Raw genomic sequence first — 19,360 nt, forward strand, 5'->3', positions numbered from 1 at the left:
GAGCCTATTATGAAAGCATTGCTTATCGCCCTGTTTGGGCTTTCCCTGTCGGCCAGCGCCCTGGCTGATGATACGGACGCCGATGCACAGGAAAATGTCTACGCCAGCCAGCTTTGTCATATCGTCAGCAGCGAACAAAAAACCGGTGATATGCAGAGCTATACCGAAAAAATGAAAACCCAGCTGGCCGGGGGCCAGTCACCTTCCGCCATGAATAAGCCTTCGTTTAACGAAGAGACCGCGCAGGAAGTGGTGAATGGCTGGCTGGAGCTGGGTGAAGAGGAGCGGGCAAAACTGCGTCACGATCAGCAGCAGTGCGAGCAGACGGTCATGACACAGTTCCAGCAGCAGGATTAAGTCATTGTTAACGGGTTTGTTAACATGACCGGAACAGGACATTTATCGTAATCCGCCGGATTACAGATAGAATACGCGCCTTTTCAGGCGCGTTTTTTTATGGCTTTTTTGTACGAAATGCGTACATTATCGCCAAATCGAAATCAGACATGCATCACATAACGAGACGCAGCCCTCAAGGCTGCCATTTTTCATATCGGCTACCGGGCAAGATGATTACACGTCGTGGTTTTATAATGGCTGGCACTGCCACTCTCCTTTCAATGACAACGGGCAAACTATTTGCGCGCGATGACATCATTCCGCTGTGGCCGGACGACCCGCCGGGCGGCGGTGGCCCCTCGGGCTTGCTGAAAGTGAGTGCCAACGGTTCATGGACCAATATTGTCTCGCCGGCGATTCAGCGCTTTCGTCCGGAAAACCCCAACGGCGAAGCGGTGATTGTCGCGGCAGGCGGCGGCTACCGTTTTATCGGCATGGGGCGTGAAGCCTGGCCGGTGGCACGCTGGCTGAACGCCAATGGCTATACCGCATATGTGCTGAGCTACCGTTTACCCGGCGAAAAGTGGCAGGCGGGCAATCTGGCGCCGTTACAGGATGCGCAGCGCGCCATTCGCATGGTGCGATCGATGGAGCAGAAGGTGCATCTGCTGGGCTTCTCCGCCGGCGGGCATCTGCTGGGCATGGCGGCGGCGCGCCCTGGTTTTACCTCCTATCCGGCGCAGGATTCACTGGATGACATCATCCCCAGCGCAGACAGTGTAGGGCTGATCTATCCGGTGATTACCCTTGAGGCGCCCTATCAGCACACCCGCACGCACCAGATGATGGTGGGCAACAACGCTACGCCCACTCAGGAAGCGAACTGGTCGGTGCAAAATTACGTCACCCGTGATTTTCCCGCGACTTTTCTTGCTCAGGCGGAGGACGACCGCACCTCCAACCCGCACAATACCGAGCTGATGCGCGATGCCTGCCGCCGGATGCGCGTGCCGGTCGAACTGATTGAATTGAGCAGCGGCGGCCACGGTTTTGGCCTGGGTAAAGCGGGCACGCCTGCTGCGCTGTGGGATCAGGCCTACGTACGCTGGCTGGATAAGCTGGGTTAAATGGCCGCACTGATGCTCTTCAGGGCGGCTTTACTCATCTTCATTTCCGCTTTTACAGGGCATAAAAGCGCGGGTTTTTAGATAAATATCTTTAATTATCAATCTTCTAAAAAGGCTTTGAACAAGTCGTAAAATTCTTTGCGTTATCTCTTCAGCGCAGCTTTCTCTAAAGTTCATTTCAGCAGCACGACACCCAAATTTGAACATCACTTTAGAGGAACACACCATGTCTAAACTTGACCTGCTCGACCCACAGAACTCCACCCTGATCTTCATCGACCACCAGCCACAGATGGCATTTGGTGTGGCCAATATCGATCGCCAGCAGCTCAAAAATAATACTGTCGCTTTGGCGAAAGCGGGCAAAATTTTCGACGTGCCGGTGATTTACACCTCTGTTGAAACCGAAAGTTTTAGCGGCTACATCTGGCCGGAACTGCTGGCGGTACATCCTGAATCGCAGCCAATTGAGCGCACCTCAATGAACTCATGGGAAGATGAGAAATTTGTTGAAGCGGTGAAGAAAACCGGCCGTAAGAAACTGATTATCTCTGCACTGTGGACGGAAGTGTGCCTGACCTTCCCGGCCCTGATGGCGCTGAAAGAGGGGTTTGAGGTGTACGTAGTGACCGATACTTCAGGTGGTACCAGTGTGGATGCTCATGAGCGCTCTGTTCAGCGTATGGTGCAGGCCGGTGCCGTACCGGTGACCTGGCAGCAGGTGCTGCTGGAGTATCAGCGTGACTGGTCACGCAAAGAGACCTATGACGCGGTGATGGATCTGGTGCGTGAGCACAGCGGTGCCTACGGAATGGGCGTAGATTACGCTTACACCATGGTGCACAAAGCCCCGCAGCGCCAGGGCTGAACAATCATCGAACACGAGGGCCTTGCGGGGCCCTCTTGTATTACTGCCATGGGCTGCTATAGACCTGTACTTTTATCTCATTGAGCGTATCTGATTTAATCACGGTAATGACGTCTTTATGGGAAGCGCTACGCCAGCAGTCGGCTACCACATCGCAGCTGCTCTGACGCGTATAACCTATTGAAGTAAGCCAGGTATTGACCGGATTAATGTCATTAACACCATAAAATGTTATTGATGCAATTTTTGCTTCAGGACCACTGACATTATTAAAGTCGAAATCATAATGAGGAGAAATTCTTGGCATGTCTTTCAGCAGTTGTGGTGTGTAAAAATTATATTCACTTATATTTTGCTCACTATAATGTGCGCTGCCCGCCAGTGCCATTCTAAGGGTTGGCCAAAGGAAGATAGCTGCGATAACAATCAGTAGCATTATCACAACGAAGATTTTACCCATCCGCGTCATAATATCAGATCACTCTTTCCGCTTTGAATAAAAGAACCATCCCGTGTTGCAATCGCAACGTTACCCGATTTGAAATCAGAGTAGGGGCGGATTGTTTGCATAAATTCCGGTAACTGACCCCGGTAGGGCGATGCATGTCGAAAGCGTTGCGGGTCAGGAAAGAGCAGAGGAAGGAAGGTTTCGTTTTTAAAAGAACCTATCGGTCCATAATGATCCCAACGCCGCAGGGCCTGCTCTTTACTGACGGGTTGTAACATTGGAAAAGGATTAGTTGTTGTCACAATCCGATAAAAACCCAGTAGATCGGACACTAAATCCTCGCCACTAAAACCGCTATCAGTCAGCAGATTATTAGGGAATGCTCCCTGAAAAGCTTCAAAGCGACGCGCAATGGTCATCATCATTGCCAGAGCAATACTCTGCCTTTCACGGTAAGGCCGTCCTCTGCGAATGCGCCATTTAATACTTTTGCCCACACGCAGGATGCGCCATGGGTCTGACATGGTTTGAGCATAGACAACATCATAACGATCCTGAGTTGATGCTTCGCCATGATTGATTCGGTTCAACAACATTCTGATATCGGTACCCTGAGCATGCCCTAAATCAATCCATCCCAAAACTTCAGTATAAATCAATCCATTCCTTGAATTCGCAGCATAGCTGCCATCTATGATTTCGTTACGTTTACTCATCCCTGATGCTCGCTATTTCATATGTCTGCTTGCTTAAAGGCACTAAGATAGTGTGCCTATAGATAAACATCAATAGCGGTACGCTTAAGTCAAATCACTAATGCGTATCAGATCTCAAATGTTGCTGTCTTTTTTACCTGAATACCTTAAAACTTACTGCTTTTACTAACACATATGTCTTTAATCCAAATGCTGTTTATATCCAAAACACAGATATCGTGTCAGCCATGGGGTAAGAATGTTCCGGATATGACTTTAAAGCTGTTCTGAAATTATATAATAACAACAACTATTTGATAAATTTAGTTTTTATATCCTGTTGTAGGATTTTAAGATTGAGGGAGTCTGTTTTTTCTTAATGTTACCAATAAAGTAACGCCAGGTTATGTCATCGATAATGCTCTTAATGCATCCATTTGCCTTAATTTGTGATTTGTATCAATTAATCGCTTTAGCCGATGTTTTGTACTTTGATTTTTTTTGTTAAATGTAATCCAATCCTGAAATCTTCGTAGGTCACAGTTTAATGTCTCTTTTGCTTCATGGTTTCAGTTTATGGCTACTTGATTAATTTAAAGGGGATAGCTCTGTTCTCGCACTAAATGATAGTTAATCCCGATCAAGAAGTGCTTTGGTGTTTTCTCCCAATATTGATAGTAAATACTACCACCGCATAGATGGATAAAAATTAAGGAGAAGTAAAATGGAAATCAGTGAAAAATTAGCTGCGCTTTCTGGAAAAATTAAAAACCAGGCGCATATGATTCAAACCGAAGAAGCAACCAAAGCCGCTTTTGTTATGCCATTTATTAGCAACGTGTTGGGGTATGATGTTTTTGATCCTGAGGAAGTAACGCCTGAATACATCTGTGATATAGGCACAAAAAAAAGGTGAGAAAATTGATTATGCCATCAAAAAAGACGGCAACATTCAAATACTGATCGAATGTAAAAAAATTGGTGAGTCACTTTCAATTAATCATGCAATGCAGCTTTTCAGGTACTTCCATGTAACCAGTGCAAGAGTCGCCATATTGACTAATGGTCAGCATTACAAATTCTTCACTGATCTGGACACACCCAATAAGATGGATGAAAAGCCTTTCCTTGAACTTGATATGCTGGATATTGATGATTATGTTATACCCGAGATTGTAAAGCTTAATAAAAAAACATTTGATGTCGAGTCTATTGTTAACGCAGCTGGTGAACTCAAGTATGTCAGCCAGATAAAAAAGGTTATCAGTCTTATTCTTAATGAAGGGGATGAAGACTTTACTAAGTATGTCGCATCAAGAGTCTATGATGGTGTTGTCACGCAGAAGGTTAGAGATCTCTTTTCAGTACTGATAAAAAAGGGTGCAGCTCAGTATCTTAATGATCAACTCAATATCAGATTGAAAAGCGCCATGTTTAACACCAACTCAATAGCTGACGAAACTGTCACTAATAAAGAGGTAATTAATGAAGTTCTGGACGATGAAGGTATAGAAACGACAGAGGATGAAATCAATGGCTTCCTGATTGTAAAAGCAATAGCCAGTAGAGTTGTATCACCATCCAAAGTTTTTATGCGGGATTCTAAATCATACTGTGCAATACTTTTTGATGATAATAACAGGAAGCCAATTTGTCGTTTTAGATTCAATACATCTCAAAAATATTTAAGCCTGTTTGATGCAGAAAAGAAAGAGATTAAGCATGCTATCAATGGACTGGAGGAGATATATATCCATGCTGAAGCGATTGTTGCCACGATAGAAGGTTACAAGGAAGGTTAACAGAGTATCCTGTAGAAATCAGTGCGTCGTTAAATTAACATTCGGCGTGATACTATTTATTGAGTAAAAAAGGTATCACGCCAGTGCGCATCCCCTCTATTCATCCCTTTATAATGAGTATGTGGTTGTCCAGCATTAGCGTACCGGGGACATTACTCTCTTTACTTACCTCTGCTTTTGCATACTTCAACCGATAGCGTTTGCCGCCCGGTAAGCGCGCGCGGCGCCTCGGTATGGAAGATGAGCAGCCTGCCAAAGGTTATCCTGCGGCACGTCTTCAGGTAGCCGGAGACATACATATAAACTGACTGCATTGATTTTACTATTTGCGGTGACGCCGGAAATTGCGTTGAGGCGATGAATACCACACTGGATCGTGCGCAGATGTCGTTGCGACTGACGCCAGGTAGCACGGCTTATGAAAAATCGAAACTGCGCTGATGGAACGGTTGGCCGGCGTTCAAAACAGCAGCGTATGCGCGGTGGCGCGCAGCGCGATACCCAGCACAATACCGGGCACCGCGAAGCGGAACAGGCGGGGAAACCGGCTGGAGAGCCCAAGGAAAATACCGATACCGGGCAGATCGAAGGTCTGGATTAGTAAGCCCGCCGAGGCGTTAACGTTATGCACGCTGTACAGACCTTTCTCGATCAATCCCGCCACGACACCGTAATAGGCTGTCCCGCCGGCCAGGCATTTTGTCAGGGCCGGCAGCACATAAACCTCTGCGATATGCAGCTTATCCAGCAGCGGCGTCAGCACGCGCGTTAGCCATTCGATACTGCCGGACTCCCTCAGAATGCCCACCACCGATAGCGAGAGAATCAGCATCGGTAAAGAGCCAAGCGCCAGGCGAATCGCATCCGCGCCGGAGGTATTGATGATGGCAATCAGCCCCAGCTTGCTGTCGTTGCTGGTGGCAGCTTCATCCTCATTACGCAGCGCGGCATCAGAGAGCCGGCGACCAAAAAGATGGTAGGTAGAGGCTGCCGCCAGCACGCCGCCGCAAATCGAAAACAGCAGCGCGGCGCTCCAGTTGAGCCCGGCAGGAATCAGGGGATAGAAAGCGTTGGCCTGGCCCATACAGAACAGCATCGCCAGCGTTGCGGCCATGTGGCGATCTGACGTGCCGCGTTTTTCCATGATCGCCAGGGCGGCCAGCGGCGCAGCAAAACTGACGAAGTTAAGCTGAATCAGGGCAAAAAATGCCAGCCCGGTAATACCTAAAGGTTTCAGCAGCGGCGTTGAGTGGCGCACCACAAAATCCAGCACGCCTTTCACTTCCAGGTATTTCATGATGAATAACATCACCACCATGATCGGAATCAGCGTGTAGAGCGCCACATCAACTGCGGCTTTGCCGGATGCCATAATTATGCTGATGATGTTCATGCAGTGTTATTTCCCTGACAATTAAGACGAAAAAAGGCTAACCGAGGTTAGCCTTTTAAGTCAGCGGATAGCCAGCACTTAACGCATGGTGACAAACTCTTCCGCCGCAGTCGGGTGGATCGCCACGGTATTGTCGAAGTCTTTTTTGGTTGCGCCCATCTTCAGCGCCACCGCAAAGCCCTGCAGCATCTCATCCATGCCGTTACCGATGCCGTGAATGCCGACAATTTTCTCCTCCGGCCCCACGCACACCAGCTTCATGCGGCACGGCTGGCGGTGCTGCGTTACCGCGGTGTACATGGCGGTAAAGGAGGATTTGTACACCTTCACCTGATCATCGCCATACTGCTCGCGCGCCTGGGGTTCGGTCAGGCCAACGGTACCGATGGGCGGGTGGCTGAACACCACGGTCGGCACATTGCTGTAGTCCAGATGCTCGTCAGGCTTGTTGTTGAACAGGCGCTCAGACAGGCGACGTCCGGCAGCAACGGCCACTGGCGTCAGCTCGACCGCACCGGTGTTATCGCCCACCGCATAGAGGCCTTTAACGTTGGTATTCTGGAACTTATCGACCTGAATATAGCCTTTTTCATTCAGGCTACGCCGGTGACCTCCAGGTTCAGGTTGTCCGTAGCCGGTTCGCGACCAATTGCCCAGACCAGGCAATCCACGACCTGTTCGTGACCGCTCTCCAGCTGCAGCGTCAGGCTGCCGTCGGCATTTTTGATCACCGCTTTAGGCTGTGACTCAGTGTGCAGCATTGGGCCTTCCGCCTGCATCACCTCGACCAGCGTCTCGACAATCAGCGGATCAAAGCTGCGCAGCGGTGCGTGCTTACGCACAAACAGATGCGTTTCTGCGCCCAGCGCATTGACCACGCCAGCCAGTTCAACCGCGATATAGCCTGCGCCAACTACGGCAACGCGCTTAGGCAGCGCATCCAGCTCAAAGAAGCCGTCAGAGTCGATACCGTACTCTGCGCCCGGTACGTCCGGATGGCTTGGGCGGCCGCCGGTGGCGATCAGAATGTGATCGGCCGTAATGGTTTCGCCGTTCACCTCAACGGTATGCGCATCAATAAAACGCGCAAAGCCTTTGATCACTTCGACGTTATTTTTGCCCAGCACGTTATCGTATGAGGTGTGGATGCGATCGATATAGGCGCTACGGTTCTTCACCAGCGTGGACCAGTCAAAGCGATTTACCGTGGTATCAAAGCCGTAGTCCGGGCCATACAGGTGAATAGCTTCAGCAATTTGCGCCGCATGCCACATCACCTTTTTCGGGACGCAGCCGACGTTTACGCAGGTGCCGCCCAGCTCTTTCGCTTCAATCAGCGCGCACTTCTGGCCGTACATTGCCGCACGGTTAATGGAGGCGATACCGCCGCTGCCGCCGCCAATGGCGAGGTAGTCAAAATGTCTGGTCATCCGTTATGTCCATCTGAAAGAGGAAAACTGGCATAGAGTGTAACGCCGGAGTAGCGAAGGGCGCAAAGTTTGCATCTATAAGTGTAATAGGGTTGAATTTTGGCATCCGCCCGCCTGTGACGGGCTGTCGGCTATTAAAGGATATATGATGCATCTGACTTTTCTCGGTACCGGCGCGGGCGCGCCAAGCCTGCAGCGTAACGTCACCGCCATCGCGCTCACGCTCTCTAAAGGTGGTGAAACCTGGCTATTTGACTGCGGTGAAGCCACGCAGCATCAATTTATGCGTTCGGCGCTTAAACCGGGCAAGCTGGAAAAAATCTTCATCACCCATCTGCACGGCGACCATATTTTTGGTCTGCCGGGCCTGCTGACCAGCCGCTCCATGGCGGGCATTCCGGAGCCGATGACCGTTTACGGGCCAAAGGGTATCCGGCAATTTATCGACACTGCACTTAGCCTGAGCGGCTCTTACACCACCTATCCGCTGGAGATCGTGGAGATTGAAGCCGGCCCGGTGCTGGATAACGGTGCGTTTCGCGTCATCGCTTATCCGATGAACCATGTGGTGGAGTGTTACGGCTATCGCATCGAACAGCATGATAAACCCGGCTTCCTGGATGCGCCGCGCCTTAAGGCGGAGGGCGTCCCGCGCGGGCCGTGGTATCAGGAACTCAAGCAGGGCAAGCGCATTACGCTGGAGGATGGGCGTGAAATCAACGGGGCGGACTATCTGGGGCCGGCAACCAGGGGCAAAGTGCTGGCGATTTTTGGCGATACCGCGCCGACTGAAGCCGGGCTGCAGCTGGCGGCTAACGCCGATGTGATGGTGCATGAAACCACGCTGGAAGCCGCGATGGCGGAGAAGGCAAACGGGCGCGGACACTCAACCACGCTTCAGGCGGCGGAGCTGGCAAAACAGGCGGGCGCGAAACGCATGATCGCCACGCACTTCAGCTCACGCTATCTGGCGCATGATCGGGAGAGATTGCTGCAGGAGTGCCAGTCAGTGTTTGCGGCCACCGAGCTGGCACATGATTTTGCGATTTTTGACGTATAAACGTCAGTGCTGTAACGCCGGATAAGTAAAAAACAGCAGGTGCGTCAGGTTAAACAGGAAGTGCACGGCAGTGGCGACCCACAGGCGGCCGCTCCAGTGCCATGCCAGGCCGTAAATCACACCGGCCAGCGCGGCAAAAATCGCCAGCAGCGTGCCGCCAGGCAAGTGCGCCAGGCCAAACAGCAGCGAAGCGATCAGCAGCGCGGCGACGCCGCCCATTTTCTGCCGCAGGCGCTGTTGCAGATAGCCACGGAAGAACGCCTCTTCGGCCAGTGAGACAAAAAACAGGTTCGCCAGCACAAAAGTACCCAGCCACTCTGGCCAGTGAAGCTCAACAGCTAATCCCCCTGCGAATACCGCCACGTACAGCAGCAGCGGAATCGCCACCAGCAGCAGCAGCCAGCAGAGTTTGTTGCGCGGCGGGCACTTCTGTGTGCGAAACAGAGAGGGCAGGCACGCCAGCAATACAAAGGGAATCAGCGCCTTATCAAAATTATATGAAAAGCCGAACGGCACACTGCGCGGGCCAGCCTGCACGTTTTCCACCTGCACGGGGTTATGGAAACCCGGCAGCAGATGGAGGAACAGCCCGCCCGCCATCAGCACCAGCGCCGCTTCACTGATGATCAGCGCCGGGCGATTGCCCGGATTCTCCACGCGTAACCACACCAGCAGCGCAATCACCGTGAGGACGATAAAGGCTGGCCAGTTAAGCACATCCTGAAAGAAACCGAGCAGCGTAGCGAGCAACAGCAGCAGCACGGCCAGACGTTTGGCAGGCGAAAGCGCAGCAAGCGCGCCAGCCAGAATAATCCACATAGATATCACCTCTGTCGCTGGCGGCGCTCAACTACTCCGGAACGATCTGCGTCACGCTGTAGTGGCCTGTGCCTGCGGGTACCAGTTTTTGATGCAGCCACGGCAGCACCTCTTCCATCTGCGCTTTCAGCTTCCATGGCGGGTTAATCACGATCATTCCGGAAGCCGTCATACCGCGCTGATCGCTATCCGGACGCACGGCCAGCTCAATCTGCAGAATATTGCGGATGCCGGTGGCTTCCAGATCTCTCAGCATGTGCTTGATTTGCTGACGCAGCACCACCGGATACCACAGCGCATATACGCCGGTAGCAAACCGTTTGTGGCCCTCCTGAATGCCTTTCACCACATCCTGATAGTCGCTTTTCATCTCGTAAGGCGGGTCGATCAGGATCAGACCACGGCGGGTCGGCGGCGGCAGTTTGGCTTTCAGCTGCTGATAACCGTCGCCACGCGATACGCGGGCGCGCGAATCTTTACTGAATTCACCGCGCAGCAGCGGGTAATCACTGGAGTGCAGTTCGGTCAGCTCCAGCTTGTCCTCTGCGCGCAGCAGATGACGCGCAATCAGCGGCGATCCCGGATAGTAGCGCAGCGTGCCGTTCGGGTTCAGGTTGCGCACTGCCGCCAGATAGGGCTTCAGCAGCGCAGGTGCATCCGGCTGCTGCCAGATGCGGGCAATGCCTTCCAGATATTCACCGGTGCGTTCGGCGTGCTCGCCGCTCAACTGGTAACGACCGGCACCGGCGTGGGTGTCCAGGTAGAGGAAAGGTTTCTCCTTCTCCATCAGCGCGGTGAGGATCAGGCTTTCAACGGTATGTTTCAGCACGTCGGCATGGTTGCCGGCATGAAAACTGTGGCGATAACTCAGCATAAAAAAGAGGGGTCCGCGGTTGGATCAAGGGAGTCGAATAGATCGGGTGTGGCGCGATTATAACGGCGCTGCATAAAAATTGCTGACGTTTTCACGGCGGCTTAAGTTTAATTCAGACGTGTCGCTGTAGCACAGTGCGGCTTGCCCTGTATGCTGATTGTTTTAACGCGTGATAATTCCAGCCTCGAAATTTCAGTGCGAATTAAGTAAGTTAGTATCCGATAACGAAGCGGCTGCAGGAAACAGCGTTGCCAGGCATCTGGCCGGGCTGTTTGGCTAATGGCCGTATGATTTTTTGCTTTACGTATCACTCACAACTCCTGGTGACAATAATGAAAAAAATAACTGGTATCGCGGTGGCAAGCCTGCTGGCACTGACTGGCTGCGCGAAACAACAACCTGTTCATAGCCTGGTGACGCCGCCAGCCGCGGAACAACAGGCAGCGGAACAGCCGGGTACGCCGTTTGTTGCGTCTGAACCCGCTCCGGCTGCGGCCCCGTCCTCATTTGGGGAGGATCGCGCCAGCAATATTCAGCAGTGCCGTAAAGAGCTGGATGCCATGCGTCTATACAGCCAGGCTTCATTTGATAGTTATCAGGCTGAATTCCAGAAAATTGGCGCGCAAACCAATAAATATCTGCAAATCAAAGATTCGATTGGGGCAGATATTAACGATTTAGTCATGCCGCGCTATCAGTTCCAGATTCGTGAACTGTGCTTCCGTATTAAAACCCGTCTGTCGCAGCTGATTATTCGTCAGGCAGGTTAATACTGGCGGCATCTGCCGCCCGCTTTTTTAATCAGCGCGAGGGCTTCGCGCTGAGGATCGGCTTCATCTCTGGTTTACTGCCGGGGATGAAGCTTTTTGTTTTTCTGGCGCGGCGAATGTGCCGTGAGTGGAGATCCTGATGACAGAACGTCGTCTGCTGGCTGTGTTAATGACAGCTGCGTTATTTATGCCCGGAGTGGCATCCTCTGCCTCTGATACTGACATGCTTCGTGCGTTTGGCGATGCGGCGCGAACACTGCCCCCGGCGCCAGTCGTCAGTGTGCCACCCAAACCCAAAGCTAAACCGGCACCAAAACCCGCTGCCGCACCCGATTATCAGGTTGAGGTGAAACGTCTGCAGGCGCGGATTCAGCAACTGGAGAAGCAGCCTGCTGCGGTGCCCACAGTGAATCCGGATGAGGCGCTAAAAAAGCAGCTGGCGGCACGTGAAAAACAGATCGCCACGTTGAATGCGCAACAGCAGCAGCAGGAGAGCCAGATTTCTAAGCTGACAGCGGCGTTAACAGCAGCACAGCAACAGCAAAATGCCGATCGTGTTGAGGTGAAGAAGCAGCTGGATGCGGCGAAAACAGCAGCACAACGTCACGATGAAGCCATGAAAAATCAGCAGGCAGAAAGTGATAAAAACCGGGCTGCTTTCAAGGTGGAAAACGAGAAAAAGCTAACGGCAGAGCTGGCAGCAAACGATAAAAAACTGGCCGCGCTCCAGGCGGAGAGCCAGCAAAAGCTCACGGAGCAGCAAGCGGTAAGCGACAAAAAACTGGCCGCGCTCCAGGCGGAGAGCCAGCAGAAGCTCACGGAACAGCAAGCGGTAAGCGACAAAAAACTGGCCGCGCTTCAGGCGGAGAGCCAGCAAAAGCTCACGGAACAGCAAGCGGTAAGCGATAAAAAGCTGGCCGCGCTCCAGACGGAGAGCCAGCAGAAGCTCACTGAGCAGCAAGCGGCAGGCGACAAAAAACTGGCTGCTCTGCAATCGCAGCAGCAGGAGAGCCTGAAACAGCTTGCTGAGCTTAATGCCGGAAAACAGCAGCAGGCTATCACCATTGCCAGCCTGACTGCCGATCTTGCGGCGGCCCAAAAGCGGCCTGCGGCGGCGGCTGAGCCCGCTGAACCCAAAAGTGATGCCGAGCGTGATGGTTATACGCTGGGCCAGTTTATTGCCAGCAATGCGGTCGTACAGCTACAGATGGTGAAAGATATTGGGTTAAAAATCAGTATGGATCAGCTGATTGCCGGTTTAACGACGCAGCTAAAAACCGGTGACTCCGCACTGGCGGGTGAGGAGATGGCCCGTCGCTATGCGGCTATGCAGCAATCCATCAGTAAAGGGTTAAATACGCTGGTCGCGAAAGGTTATGCCCAGCTGGATAAGCAGGTAGCAAAACGTAAAGTGTTACAGGCCGGGCAGGGTATGCGCTGGTTCGCAGTCAAGCCGGTAAAAACAAAACTGATTCCTGATCAGCAGGTAGCGGTAACGGTGAAAGTCAGTACGCTGGGCGGCAAGGTTATTAATGACTTCGCCGATGACACCGTACCGTTCAATAACAGCCTGCCGCCGTTGTTACACGAGGGCATGGCGCTGACCGGCAGAGGCGGTGCCATAGAGGGCTGGGCGCTGGCAAAAGATATTTACGAACGCGAACCGTTGCCGCCATGGGTTACGCCGTACGATATTATTCATTACGAGCTGGCGATCAAATAATCGCCCGCTCCCCTTACCGGGTGCTGCACCCTTCACCCGGTAAGTATTCGCGCAGTGCGCCATGAGCGCTGCGCTGATCCCCTTTCCCGCATGATTTTCTTCTGTGCTATACCGCACGGCATTGATTTTCACCTTTCCAGGCCGCATGTTAATAAAATTGCGCCGCGCAAGCGCGCGCCGCCCACTCACACGATGAAAGGACTGCGCTTATGACCAATCCGTTGCTCACGCCATTTACCCTACCGCCTTTTTCCGCCATCAAGCCTGAACATGTGGTTCCAGCCGTGACCGAAGCGCTGAACGACTGTCGCGCCGCGGTTGAGCGCGTGGTAGCCCAGGGTGCGCCTTACAGCTGGGAGAACCTGGTGCAGCCGCTGGCGGACGTTGACGATCGCCTCGGCCGCATTTTTTCACCCGTCAGCCATCTGAACTCGGTGAAAAACAGCCCGGAGCTGCGTGCGGCCTATGAGCAGACGCTGCCGCTGCTGTCGGAGTACAGCACCTGGGTGGGACAGCACGAGGGCCTTTATCAGGCGTACCGTAACCTGAAAGAGGGCGACAACTACGCCGCGCTGGATATCGCGCAGAAAAAAGCCGTGGATAACAGCCTGCGTGATTTTGAGCTGTCGGGTATCGGCCTCGATAAACAGAAGCAGCAGCGCTACGGTGAAATCGCGGCACGTCTTTCAGAGCTGGGCTCAAGCTATAGCAACAACGTGCTCGATGCCACCATGGGCTGGAGCAAGCTGATTACCGATGAGGCCGAGCTGGCCGGCATGCCGGAAAGCGCCCTGGCGGCGGCGAAAGCGCAGGCCGAAGCTAAAGAGCAACAGGGCTGGCTGCTGACGCTGGATATCCCGAGCTATCTGCCGGTGATGACCTACTGCGACAACGCCGCGCTGCGTGAAGAGATGTATCGCGCTTACTCTACTCGCGCGTCCGATCAGGGCCCGAACGCCGGTAAGTGGGATAACGGCCCAATCATGGCGGAAGAGCTGGCGCTGCGCCACGAGCTGGCACAGCTGCTGGGCTTTGACTCCTTTGCGGACAAATCGCTGGCCACCAAGATGGCGGAGAGCCGGCACAGGTGATCGATTTCCTGAACGATCTCGCCAAACGCGCCCGTCCGCAGGGTGAAAAAGAGCTGGCTCAGCTGCGCGCGTTTGCGAAAAAAGAGTTTGGCGTCGAGGAGATGAATCCATGGGATCTGACCTACTACGGTGAGAAACAGAAACAACATCTCTATACCATCAGCGATGAGCAGCTGCGCCCCTACTTCCCGGAAGAGCGTGCCGTCAGCGGTCTGTTTGAAGTGGTCAAACGCATTTACGGAATTACCGCCAAAGAGCGTAAAGATGTCGATGTTTACCATCCTGACGTGCGCTTCTTCGATCTGTTCGATGAAACGGGCGAACTGCGCGGCAGCTTCTATCTCGATCTGTATGCGCGCGAACACAAGCGCGGCGGGGCGTGGATGGATGATTGTGTCGGGCAGATGCGTAAAGCCGATGGCAGCCTGCAGAAGCCGGTGGCCTATCTGACCTGCAACTTCAACCGTCCGGTACAGGGCAAACCTGCGCTGTTCACCCATGATGAAGTGATCACGCTGTTCCATGAGTTCGGCCACGGTCTGCACCATATGCTGACGCGCATTGAAGCGCCGGGCGTGTCGGGCATCAGCGGTGTGCCGTGGGATGCGGTCGAGCTGCCAAGCCAGTTTATGGAGAACTGGTGCTGGGAGCCGGAAGCGCTGGCCTTTATCTCTGGTCACTACGAAACCGGAGAGCCGCTGCCGAAAGCGCTGCTGGATAAAATGCTGGCAGCGAAAAACTACCAGGCTGCGCTGTTTATCCTGCGCCAGCTGGAGTTCGGACTGTTCGATTTCCGCCTGCACACCGAGTTTAACCCGGAAGAGGGCGCGAAAATCCTCGAGACCCTGCGTGAAGTGAAGAAGCAGGTTGCCGTGGTACCGGCTCCGGAGTGGGGACGTTTCCCGCATGCGTTTAGCCACGTGTTTGCCGGAGGTTACGCCGCCGGTTACTACAGCTATCTGTGGGCGGACGTGCTGGCGGCTGATGCGTACTCGCGCTTCGAAGAGGAGGGTATCTTTAACCGTCAAACCGGTCAGTCCTTCCTCGATAACATCCTGACGCGCGGGGGCTCCGAAGAGCCGATGGAGCTGTTCAAACGCTTCCGTGGACGTGAACCGCAGCTGGATGCCATGCTGGAACACTACGGAATTCAGGGATAAGCCTGGTTGTGAACATTGGTCTGATTGACGAGACAGGCACCGGTGACGGTGCCTTATTGCATCTGGCGCAGCGCTGGGGGCTGGAGCAGGACGACAGCGCCACGCTGGCGCTGGTGCTGACGCCGGAGCATCTGGAGCTGCGCAAGCGGGATGAGCCGAAGCTCGGCGGTATCTTTGTTGATTTTGTCTCCGGCGCGATGGCGCACCGGCGCAAATTTGGCGGCGGGCGCGGCGAAGCGGTGGCGAAAGCCGTGGGCATTAAGGGCGATTATCTGCCCGATGTGATTGATGCCACTGCGGGCCTCGGGCGTGATGCTTTTGTGCTGGCAGCCCTGGGCTGCCGCGTGCGTATGCTGGAGCGCCATCCGGTGGTGGCCGCGCTGCTGGAGGATGGTTTACGGCGCGGTTACGAAGACGCAGAGATTGGCGGCTGGCTGCGTGAGCGGCTGACGCTGCTGCATGTGGCAAGCCAGCAGGCGCTGAGTGAGCTCGCACCGGCGCCGGATGTGGTCTATCTCGATCCGATGTACCCGCATCGCCAGAAAAGCGCGATGGTGAAGAAGGAGATGCGGGTGTTTCAGTCGCTGGTCGGGCCGGATGAAGATGCCGATGCGCTGCTGGAGCCGGCGCGCCGTCTGGCGAAGAAGCGTATCGTGGTAAAACGTCCGGATTATGCGCCGCCGTTAGCCGGCGTCGTCACGCAATCTGCAGTTGTGACCAAAAGTCACCGCTTCGATATCTATCCACCGCTGGTGTGATTCACTGCGGGCGGCCCTGACGGGTTGCCCCTACAGCTGATTTTCGTCGTGGCGACCCGTCAGGGCCGCCAGAAAACGGTGTCACACTTTACGCATCTTCCTCATCGCGCAGCGGCACAATCAGCATATCGATATGCACGGTATTGATCAGCTGGCGCGCCGATGACATCAGCTTGCTCCAGAAATCCTGGTGGTGACCACATACCACCAGATCCACGTCATACTTCTTAATTGCATCGACCAGCACCTGGCCGAGATCGCCGCTACCGCTCAGGGTTTCACCAATCGGATAACCGGCATTGGTGGAAAGCTCGCGCAGTGCGGTATGCGTCTCTTCAGAAATCCGCTTCTGCATATCGCCAAGGTTAACGTCAATCAGTCCGGTATAGAGATCTGAATAATTCACATCCACGTGAATCAGGGAGATTTTTGCATCGTAAGGCCGGGCCAGCGACACGGCTTTATCAACCAGCAACTGGCTTTCCGGGGAAAGGTCTACTGCAATCAGGATGTGTTTATAAGCCATGATAAAACTCCTTTCTCAAGATTCAGGGCAACCCGAATACGTGCCATTAAGGCGGGCGTTGTCCTTTGCGCAATGGCGATGCTGCGCCACCAACCACAATTTATGCCATGCAGGCGGTTTATTGTTATATCCCGAGTATAGCCAGAGTGGTCAACAAATGCTGCAAAGCGCAGCCCGGCTGTGAAGCAGATCATGGCTTATTATGCTTTTCACACCGGTTGAATAACTCTCTTCGCTGGAAATAATTTGAACAGATCTCCTACACTGAAAATGAGTGCCACAGCCATCCGGGCTACGCGCTCAGGTTCGCATAACAACAATGCAATTCGATTCATCTGTGGCTGGCTTTTTCCCGTGGGACGTCTGCAGCTCTTCCCCGCTGCATGCACTGTCATTGCGGCTCCAGCCGGGAGGGGGAATATGATCAGCACTATCGCGCTTTTTTGGGCTCTGTGTGTGGTTTGTCTGGTGAATATGGCGCGTTATTTCTCTTCTTTGCGCTCACTCTTAGCGGTACTGCGTGGCTGCGATCCGCTGCTCTATCAGTATGTCGATGGCGCAGGGTTCTTTACCTCGCACGGTCAGCCGAGCAAGCAGGTACGGCTGGTACGTTACATCTGGGAGAAGCGCTACCGTGACCATCATGATGATGAATTCATTCGTCGTTGTGAGCGCGTGCGCGGCCAGTTCGTGCTGACCAGCGGGCTCTGTTTTCTGGTCGTCATTAGCCTGATTGCGATGGCGATCTGGCAGTAACGACCGGCTTACGGGCATAAAAAAGGGCGACATCGCTGTCGCCCTTTTTCCGTATCACTAAAATTTAGATAATCTTCAGCGCAATCCAGTAGAGCGAACCAGAAAGCAAAATACACACTGGCAGGGTAAACACCCATGCCATGGCAATGCTTTTGATAGTACGGCTCTGCAATCCACCGCCGTCTACCAGCATCGTACCGGCAACGGAAGAGGAGAGGATATGCGTGGTCGAAACCGGCATTCCGGTGTAGCTGGCAATACCGATTGAGACCGCCGCCGTGACCTGAGCCGACATGCCCTGTGCGTAGGTCATGCCTTTTTTACCGATCTTCTCACCGATGGTGGTCGCCACACGACGCCAGCCAATCATGGTACCGATGCCGAGCGCCAGCGCCACGGCAACAATGATCCATACCGGCGCATACTCCACCGTACCCAGCAGATCGCCTTTCAGCTTGCTGAGGAAGCGCTTATCGTCGGCGCTGGTTTCCGGCAGCTTGGCGGCTTTGTCAGCGGTATCAGAAATGCACATCAACAGGCGACGCATCTGGCTGCGCTGGTCAACCGTCAGCTGATCGTAACTGTTCAGATTGGTCAGCAGCTGCTGCGCGCGGTCAATTGCCTGCAGCGCGCGGGCGCTATCACAGTGGAACTCCTGTGGACCCCCTACCGACTCTTCCGGCGTTGGGACCACTGGCGGTGCCATCTGAATGATATGCGTCAGCGACTCATTGTGCTGCTGATAATACTGCTCCAGATGATTCACCGCGTCACGCGTCCGGGTGATGTCATAGCCAGAGGCATTCATGTTAACCACAAAGCCCGCCGGCGCGACGCCGATCAGTACCAGCATAATCAGGCCAATACCTTTCTGACCATCATTTGCGCCGTGTGAATAGCTGACGCCAATCGCCGAGACGATCAGCGCGATGCGCGTCCAGAACGGTGGCTTTTTCTTGCCATCGATCTTTTCACGGTCGGCCGGTGTCATATGGATGCGGGCACGCTTGGTGGTACCGCTCCAGTAGCGACGCAGCAGGAAAATCAGACCGCCTGCAATGGCCAGCCCAACAATCGGTGACAGAATGAGTGACAGGAAAATATTCAGGACTTTCGGCAGGTTGAGTGCATCAACCACTGAAGTACCGGTCATTAGCGCATTGGTGAGACCAATACCGATAATGGCACCAATCAGGGTATGCGAACTGGAAGCCGGTAAACCGAGATACCAGGTACCCAGATTCCAGATAATCGCCGCCAGCAGCATAGAGAACACCATGGCGAGACCGTGTGCCGAACCAACATTCAGTAGCAGATCGGTTGGCAACATATGCACGATGGCATACGCCACGCTCAATCCGCCAAGCAATACACCAAAGAAATTGAACACACCGGCCATCACAACCGCCAGTTGCGCCCGCATCGCACGGGTGTAAATGACTGTAGCGACCGCGTTGGCAGTGTCGTGGAAACCGTTGATTGCTTCGTAAAACAATACAAACAGCAGAGCAAGAACCAATAACAGGCCGGTGCTTAGGTCAAGACCAGCAAACAGATGTAGCATAAACGTTACGCCATTTTGGAGGACATGAACGCGGCGCATTATCTGCGACAACATGCGCCCTGGGAAAGGAAAATATAGTCCTTTTTTGTCTTAAATTTGTCACTGGTCGATGATAATCAGGTAAAAAGGTCGAAAAATGAGCGAGTTACAATATGAA

Annotated in this window: 15 protein-coding genes and 3 pseudogenes; 10 read left to right on the plus strand and 8 right to left on the minus strand. The window is 53.4% G+C overall.

Going from position 1 to position 19,360, the window contains the following annotated elements; translation table 11 throughout:
* Window positions 1-9: 9 nt before the first annotated feature.
* The 3 genes from HA48_RS05660 (at window position 10) to HA48_RS05670 (ending at window position 2,334) form a co-directional block, all read left to right on the plus strand.
* Window positions 10-357, plus strand: a complete 348-nt coding sequence (locus tag HA48_RS05660; RefSeq protein ID WP_128600157.1) for a hypothetical protein — start codon at window positions 10-12, stop codon at window positions 355-357.
* Window positions 358-569: 212 nt separating this feature from the next.
* On the plus strand, window positions 570-1,466 hold the full coding sequence (locus HA48_RS05665; RefSeq protein WP_128600158.1) for an alpha/beta hydrolase: 897 nt from the start codon (window positions 570-572) through the stop codon (window positions 1,464-1,466).
* 226 nt (window positions 1,467-1,692) lie between these two features.
* Window positions 1,693-2,334 carry a hydrolase gene (locus HA48_RS05670; protein WP_128600159.1) on the plus strand — a complete coding sequence of 214 codons (642 nt, stop codon included), beginning with the start codon at window positions 1,693-1,695 and terminating at the stop codon, window positions 2,332-2,334.
* Between the two features lie 40 nt (window positions 2,335-2,374).
* Here HA48_RS05670 and HA48_RS05675 read toward each other — a convergent pair whose 3' ends face one another.
* On the minus strand, window positions 2,375-2,803 hold the full coding sequence (locus HA48_RS05675) for a hypothetical protein (RefSeq protein WP_128600160.1): 429 nt from the start codon (window positions 2,801-2,803) through the stop codon (window positions 2,375-2,377).
* Window positions 2,800-3,498 (minus strand): hypothetical protein, encoded by a 699-nt coding sequence (locus HA48_RS05680; RefSeq protein WP_128600161.1) that lies wholly within the window; start codon window positions 3,496-3,498, stop codon window positions 2,800-2,802. The genes HA48_RS05675 and HA48_RS05680 overlap by 4 nt, the downstream gene beginning before the upstream one ends.
* A 703-nt stretch (window positions 3,499-4,201) precedes the next feature.
* Between HA48_RS05680 and HA48_RS05685 the strand changes: the two are divergent.
* A pseudogene (locus HA48_RS05685) lies at window positions 4,202-5,279 on the plus strand (type I restriction endonuclease).
* A gap of 460 nt (window positions 5,280-5,739) precedes the next feature.
* Here the strand turns inward: HA48_RS05685 and HA48_RS05690 are convergent.
* A complete protein-coding gene (locus tag HA48_RS05690; protein ID WP_128600162.1) occupies window positions 5,740-6,672 on the minus strand; it encodes a nucleoside recognition domain-containing protein in 933 nt (310 codons plus the stop codon).
* Window positions 6,673-6,750: 78 nt separating this feature from the next.
* Window positions 6,751-8,102, minus strand: a pseudogene (gene gorA, locus HA48_RS05695) (glutathione-disulfide reductase).
* 148 nt (window positions 8,103-8,250) lie between these two features.
* Between gorA and rnz the strand changes: the two are divergent.
* The gene (gene rnz / locus HA48_RS05700) at window positions 8,251-9,162 is read left to right on the plus strand and encodes a ribonuclease Z (protein ID WP_128600163.1); all 912 of its coding nucleotides are present in this window, start codon (window positions 8,251-8,253) and stop codon (window positions 9,160-9,162) included.
* Between the two features lie 3 nt (window positions 9,163-9,165).
* Here rnz and HA48_RS05705 read toward each other — a convergent pair whose 3' ends face one another.
* Both HA48_RS05705 and HA48_RS05710 read right to left on the minus strand, forming a co-directional pair.
* Window positions 9,166-9,981 carry a CPBP family intramembrane glutamic endopeptidase gene (locus HA48_RS05705; RefSeq protein WP_128600164.1) on the minus strand — a complete coding sequence of 272 codons (816 nt, stop codon included), beginning with the start codon at window positions 9,979-9,981 and terminating at the stop codon, window positions 9,166-9,168.
* A gap of 31 nt (window positions 9,982-10,012) precedes the next feature.
* The gene (locus tag HA48_RS05710; protein WP_128600165.1) at window positions 10,013-10,855 is read right to left on the minus strand and encodes a 23S rRNA (adenine(2030)-N(6))-methyltransferase RlmJ; all 843 of its coding nucleotides are present in this window, start codon (window positions 10,853-10,855) and stop codon (window positions 10,013-10,015) included.
* Between the two features lie 332 nt (window positions 10,856-11,187).
* Between HA48_RS05710 and HA48_RS22410 the strand changes: the two genes are divergently transcribed.
* The 4 genes and pseudogenes from HA48_RS22410 (at window position 11,188) to rsmJ (ending at window position 16,357) form a co-directional block, all read left to right on the plus strand.
* A complete protein-coding gene (locus HA48_RS22410) occupies window positions 11,188-11,625 on the plus strand; it encodes a hypothetical protein (RefSeq protein WP_244182803.1) in 438 nt (145 codons plus the stop codon).
* A gap of 139 nt (window positions 11,626-11,764) precedes the next feature.
* On the plus strand, window positions 11,765-13,348 hold the full coding sequence (locus HA48_RS05720; RefSeq protein WP_128600166.1) for a coiled-coil domain-containing protein: 1,584 nt from the start codon (window positions 11,765-11,767) through the stop codon (window positions 13,346-13,348).
* 209 nt (window positions 13,349-13,557) lie between these two features.
* Window positions 13,558-15,599, plus strand: a pseudogene (prlC, locus tag HA48_RS05725) (oligopeptidase A).
* Window positions 15,600-15,607: 8 nt separating this feature from the next.
* Window positions 15,608-16,357, plus strand: coding sequence for a 16S rRNA (guanine(1516)-N(2))-methyltransferase RsmJ (gene rsmJ, locus HA48_RS05730; protein WP_128600167.1), 750 nt, complete (start codon window positions 15,608-15,610; stop codon window positions 16,355-16,357).
* An 88-nt stretch (window positions 16,358-16,445) separates the two neighbouring features.
* Here the strand turns inward: rsmJ and uspA are convergent, their stop codons facing one another.
* On the minus strand, window positions 16,446-16,883 hold the full coding sequence (uspA, locus tag HA48_RS05735) for a universal stress protein UspA (RefSeq protein ID WP_128600168.1): 438 nt from the start codon (window positions 16,881-16,883) through the stop codon (window positions 16,446-16,448).
* A 420-nt stretch (window positions 16,884-17,303) separates the two neighbouring features.
* Between uspA and uspB the strand changes: the two genes are divergently transcribed.
* On the plus strand, window positions 17,304-17,639 hold the full coding sequence (uspB, locus tag HA48_RS05740) for a universal stress protein UspB (protein ID WP_128600169.1): 336 nt from the start codon (window positions 17,304-17,306) through the stop codon (window positions 17,637-17,639).
* 64 nt (window positions 17,640-17,703) lie between these two features.
* On the opposite strand, the gene pitA is transcribed toward uspB, so the two are convergent.
* Window positions 17,704-19,203, minus strand: a complete 1,500-nt coding sequence (pitA, locus tag HA48_RS05745; RefSeq protein ID WP_128600170.1) for an inorganic phosphate transporter PitA — start codon at window positions 19,201-19,203, stop codon at window positions 17,704-17,706.
* Window positions 19,204-19,360: the final 157 nt, after the last annotated feature.

It is taken from the genome of Pantoea wallisii (assembly GCF_002095485.1).
Taxonomy (GTDB): domain Bacteria; phylum Pseudomonadota; class Gammaproteobacteria; order Enterobacterales; family Enterobacteriaceae; genus Pantoea; species Pantoea wallisii.

What these genes read in the sequence shown, in the direction of transcription:
- HA48_RS05660 (WP_128600157.1), top strand. Translation starts at nt 10, where the DNA reads ATGAAAGCATTGCTTATCGCCCTGTTTGGGCTTTCCCTGTCGGCCAGC.
- HA48_RS05665 (WP_128600158.1), top strand. Translation starts at nt 570, where the DNA reads ATGATTACACGTCGTGGTTTTATAATGGCTGGCACTGCCACTCTCCTT.
- HA48_RS05670 (WP_128600159.1), top strand. Translation starts at nt 1,693, where the DNA reads ATGTCTAAACTTGACCTGCTCGACCCACAGAACTCCACCCTGATCTTC.
- HA48_RS05675 (WP_128600160.1), bottom strand. Translation starts at nt 2,803, where the DNA reads ATGACGCGGATGGGTAAAATCTTCGTTGTGATAATGCTACTGATTGTT.
- HA48_RS05680 (WP_128600161.1), bottom strand. Translation starts at nt 3,498, where the DNA reads ATGAGTAAACGTAACGAAATCATAGATGGCAGCTATGCTGCGAATTCA.
- HA48_RS05690 (WP_128600162.1), bottom strand. Translation starts at nt 6,672, where the DNA reads ATGAACATCATCAGCATAATTATGGCATCCGGCAAAGCCGCAGTTGAT.
- rnz (WP_128600163.1), top strand. Translation starts at nt 8,251, where the DNA reads ATGCATCTGACTTTTCTCGGTACCGGCGCGGGCGCGCCAAGCCTGCAG.
- HA48_RS05705 (WP_128600164.1), bottom strand. Translation starts at nt 9,981, where the DNA reads ATGTGGATTATTCTGGCTGGCGCGCTTGCTGCGCTTTCGCCTGCCAAA.
- HA48_RS05710 (WP_128600165.1), bottom strand. Translation starts at nt 10,855, where the DNA reads ATGCTGAGTTATCGCCACAGTTTTCATGCCGGCAACCATGCCGACGTG.
- HA48_RS22410 (WP_244182803.1), top strand. Translation starts at nt 11,188, where the DNA reads ATGAAAAAAATAACTGGTATCGCGGTGGCAAGCCTGCTGGCACTGACT.
- HA48_RS05720 (WP_128600166.1), top strand. Translation starts at nt 11,765, where the DNA reads ATGACAGAACGTCGTCTGCTGGCTGTGTTAATGACAGCTGCGTTATTT.
- uspA (WP_128600168.1), bottom strand. Translation starts at nt 16,883, where the DNA reads ATGGCTTATAAACACATCCTGATTGCAGTAGACCTTTCCCCGGAAAGC.
- uspB (WP_128600169.1), top strand. Translation starts at nt 17,304, where the DNA reads ATGATCAGCACTATCGCGCTTTTTTGGGCTCTGTGTGTGGTTTGTCTG.
- pitA (WP_128600170.1), bottom strand. Translation starts at nt 19,203, where the DNA reads ATGCTACATCTGTTTGCTGGTCTTGACCTAAGCACCGGCCTGTTATTG.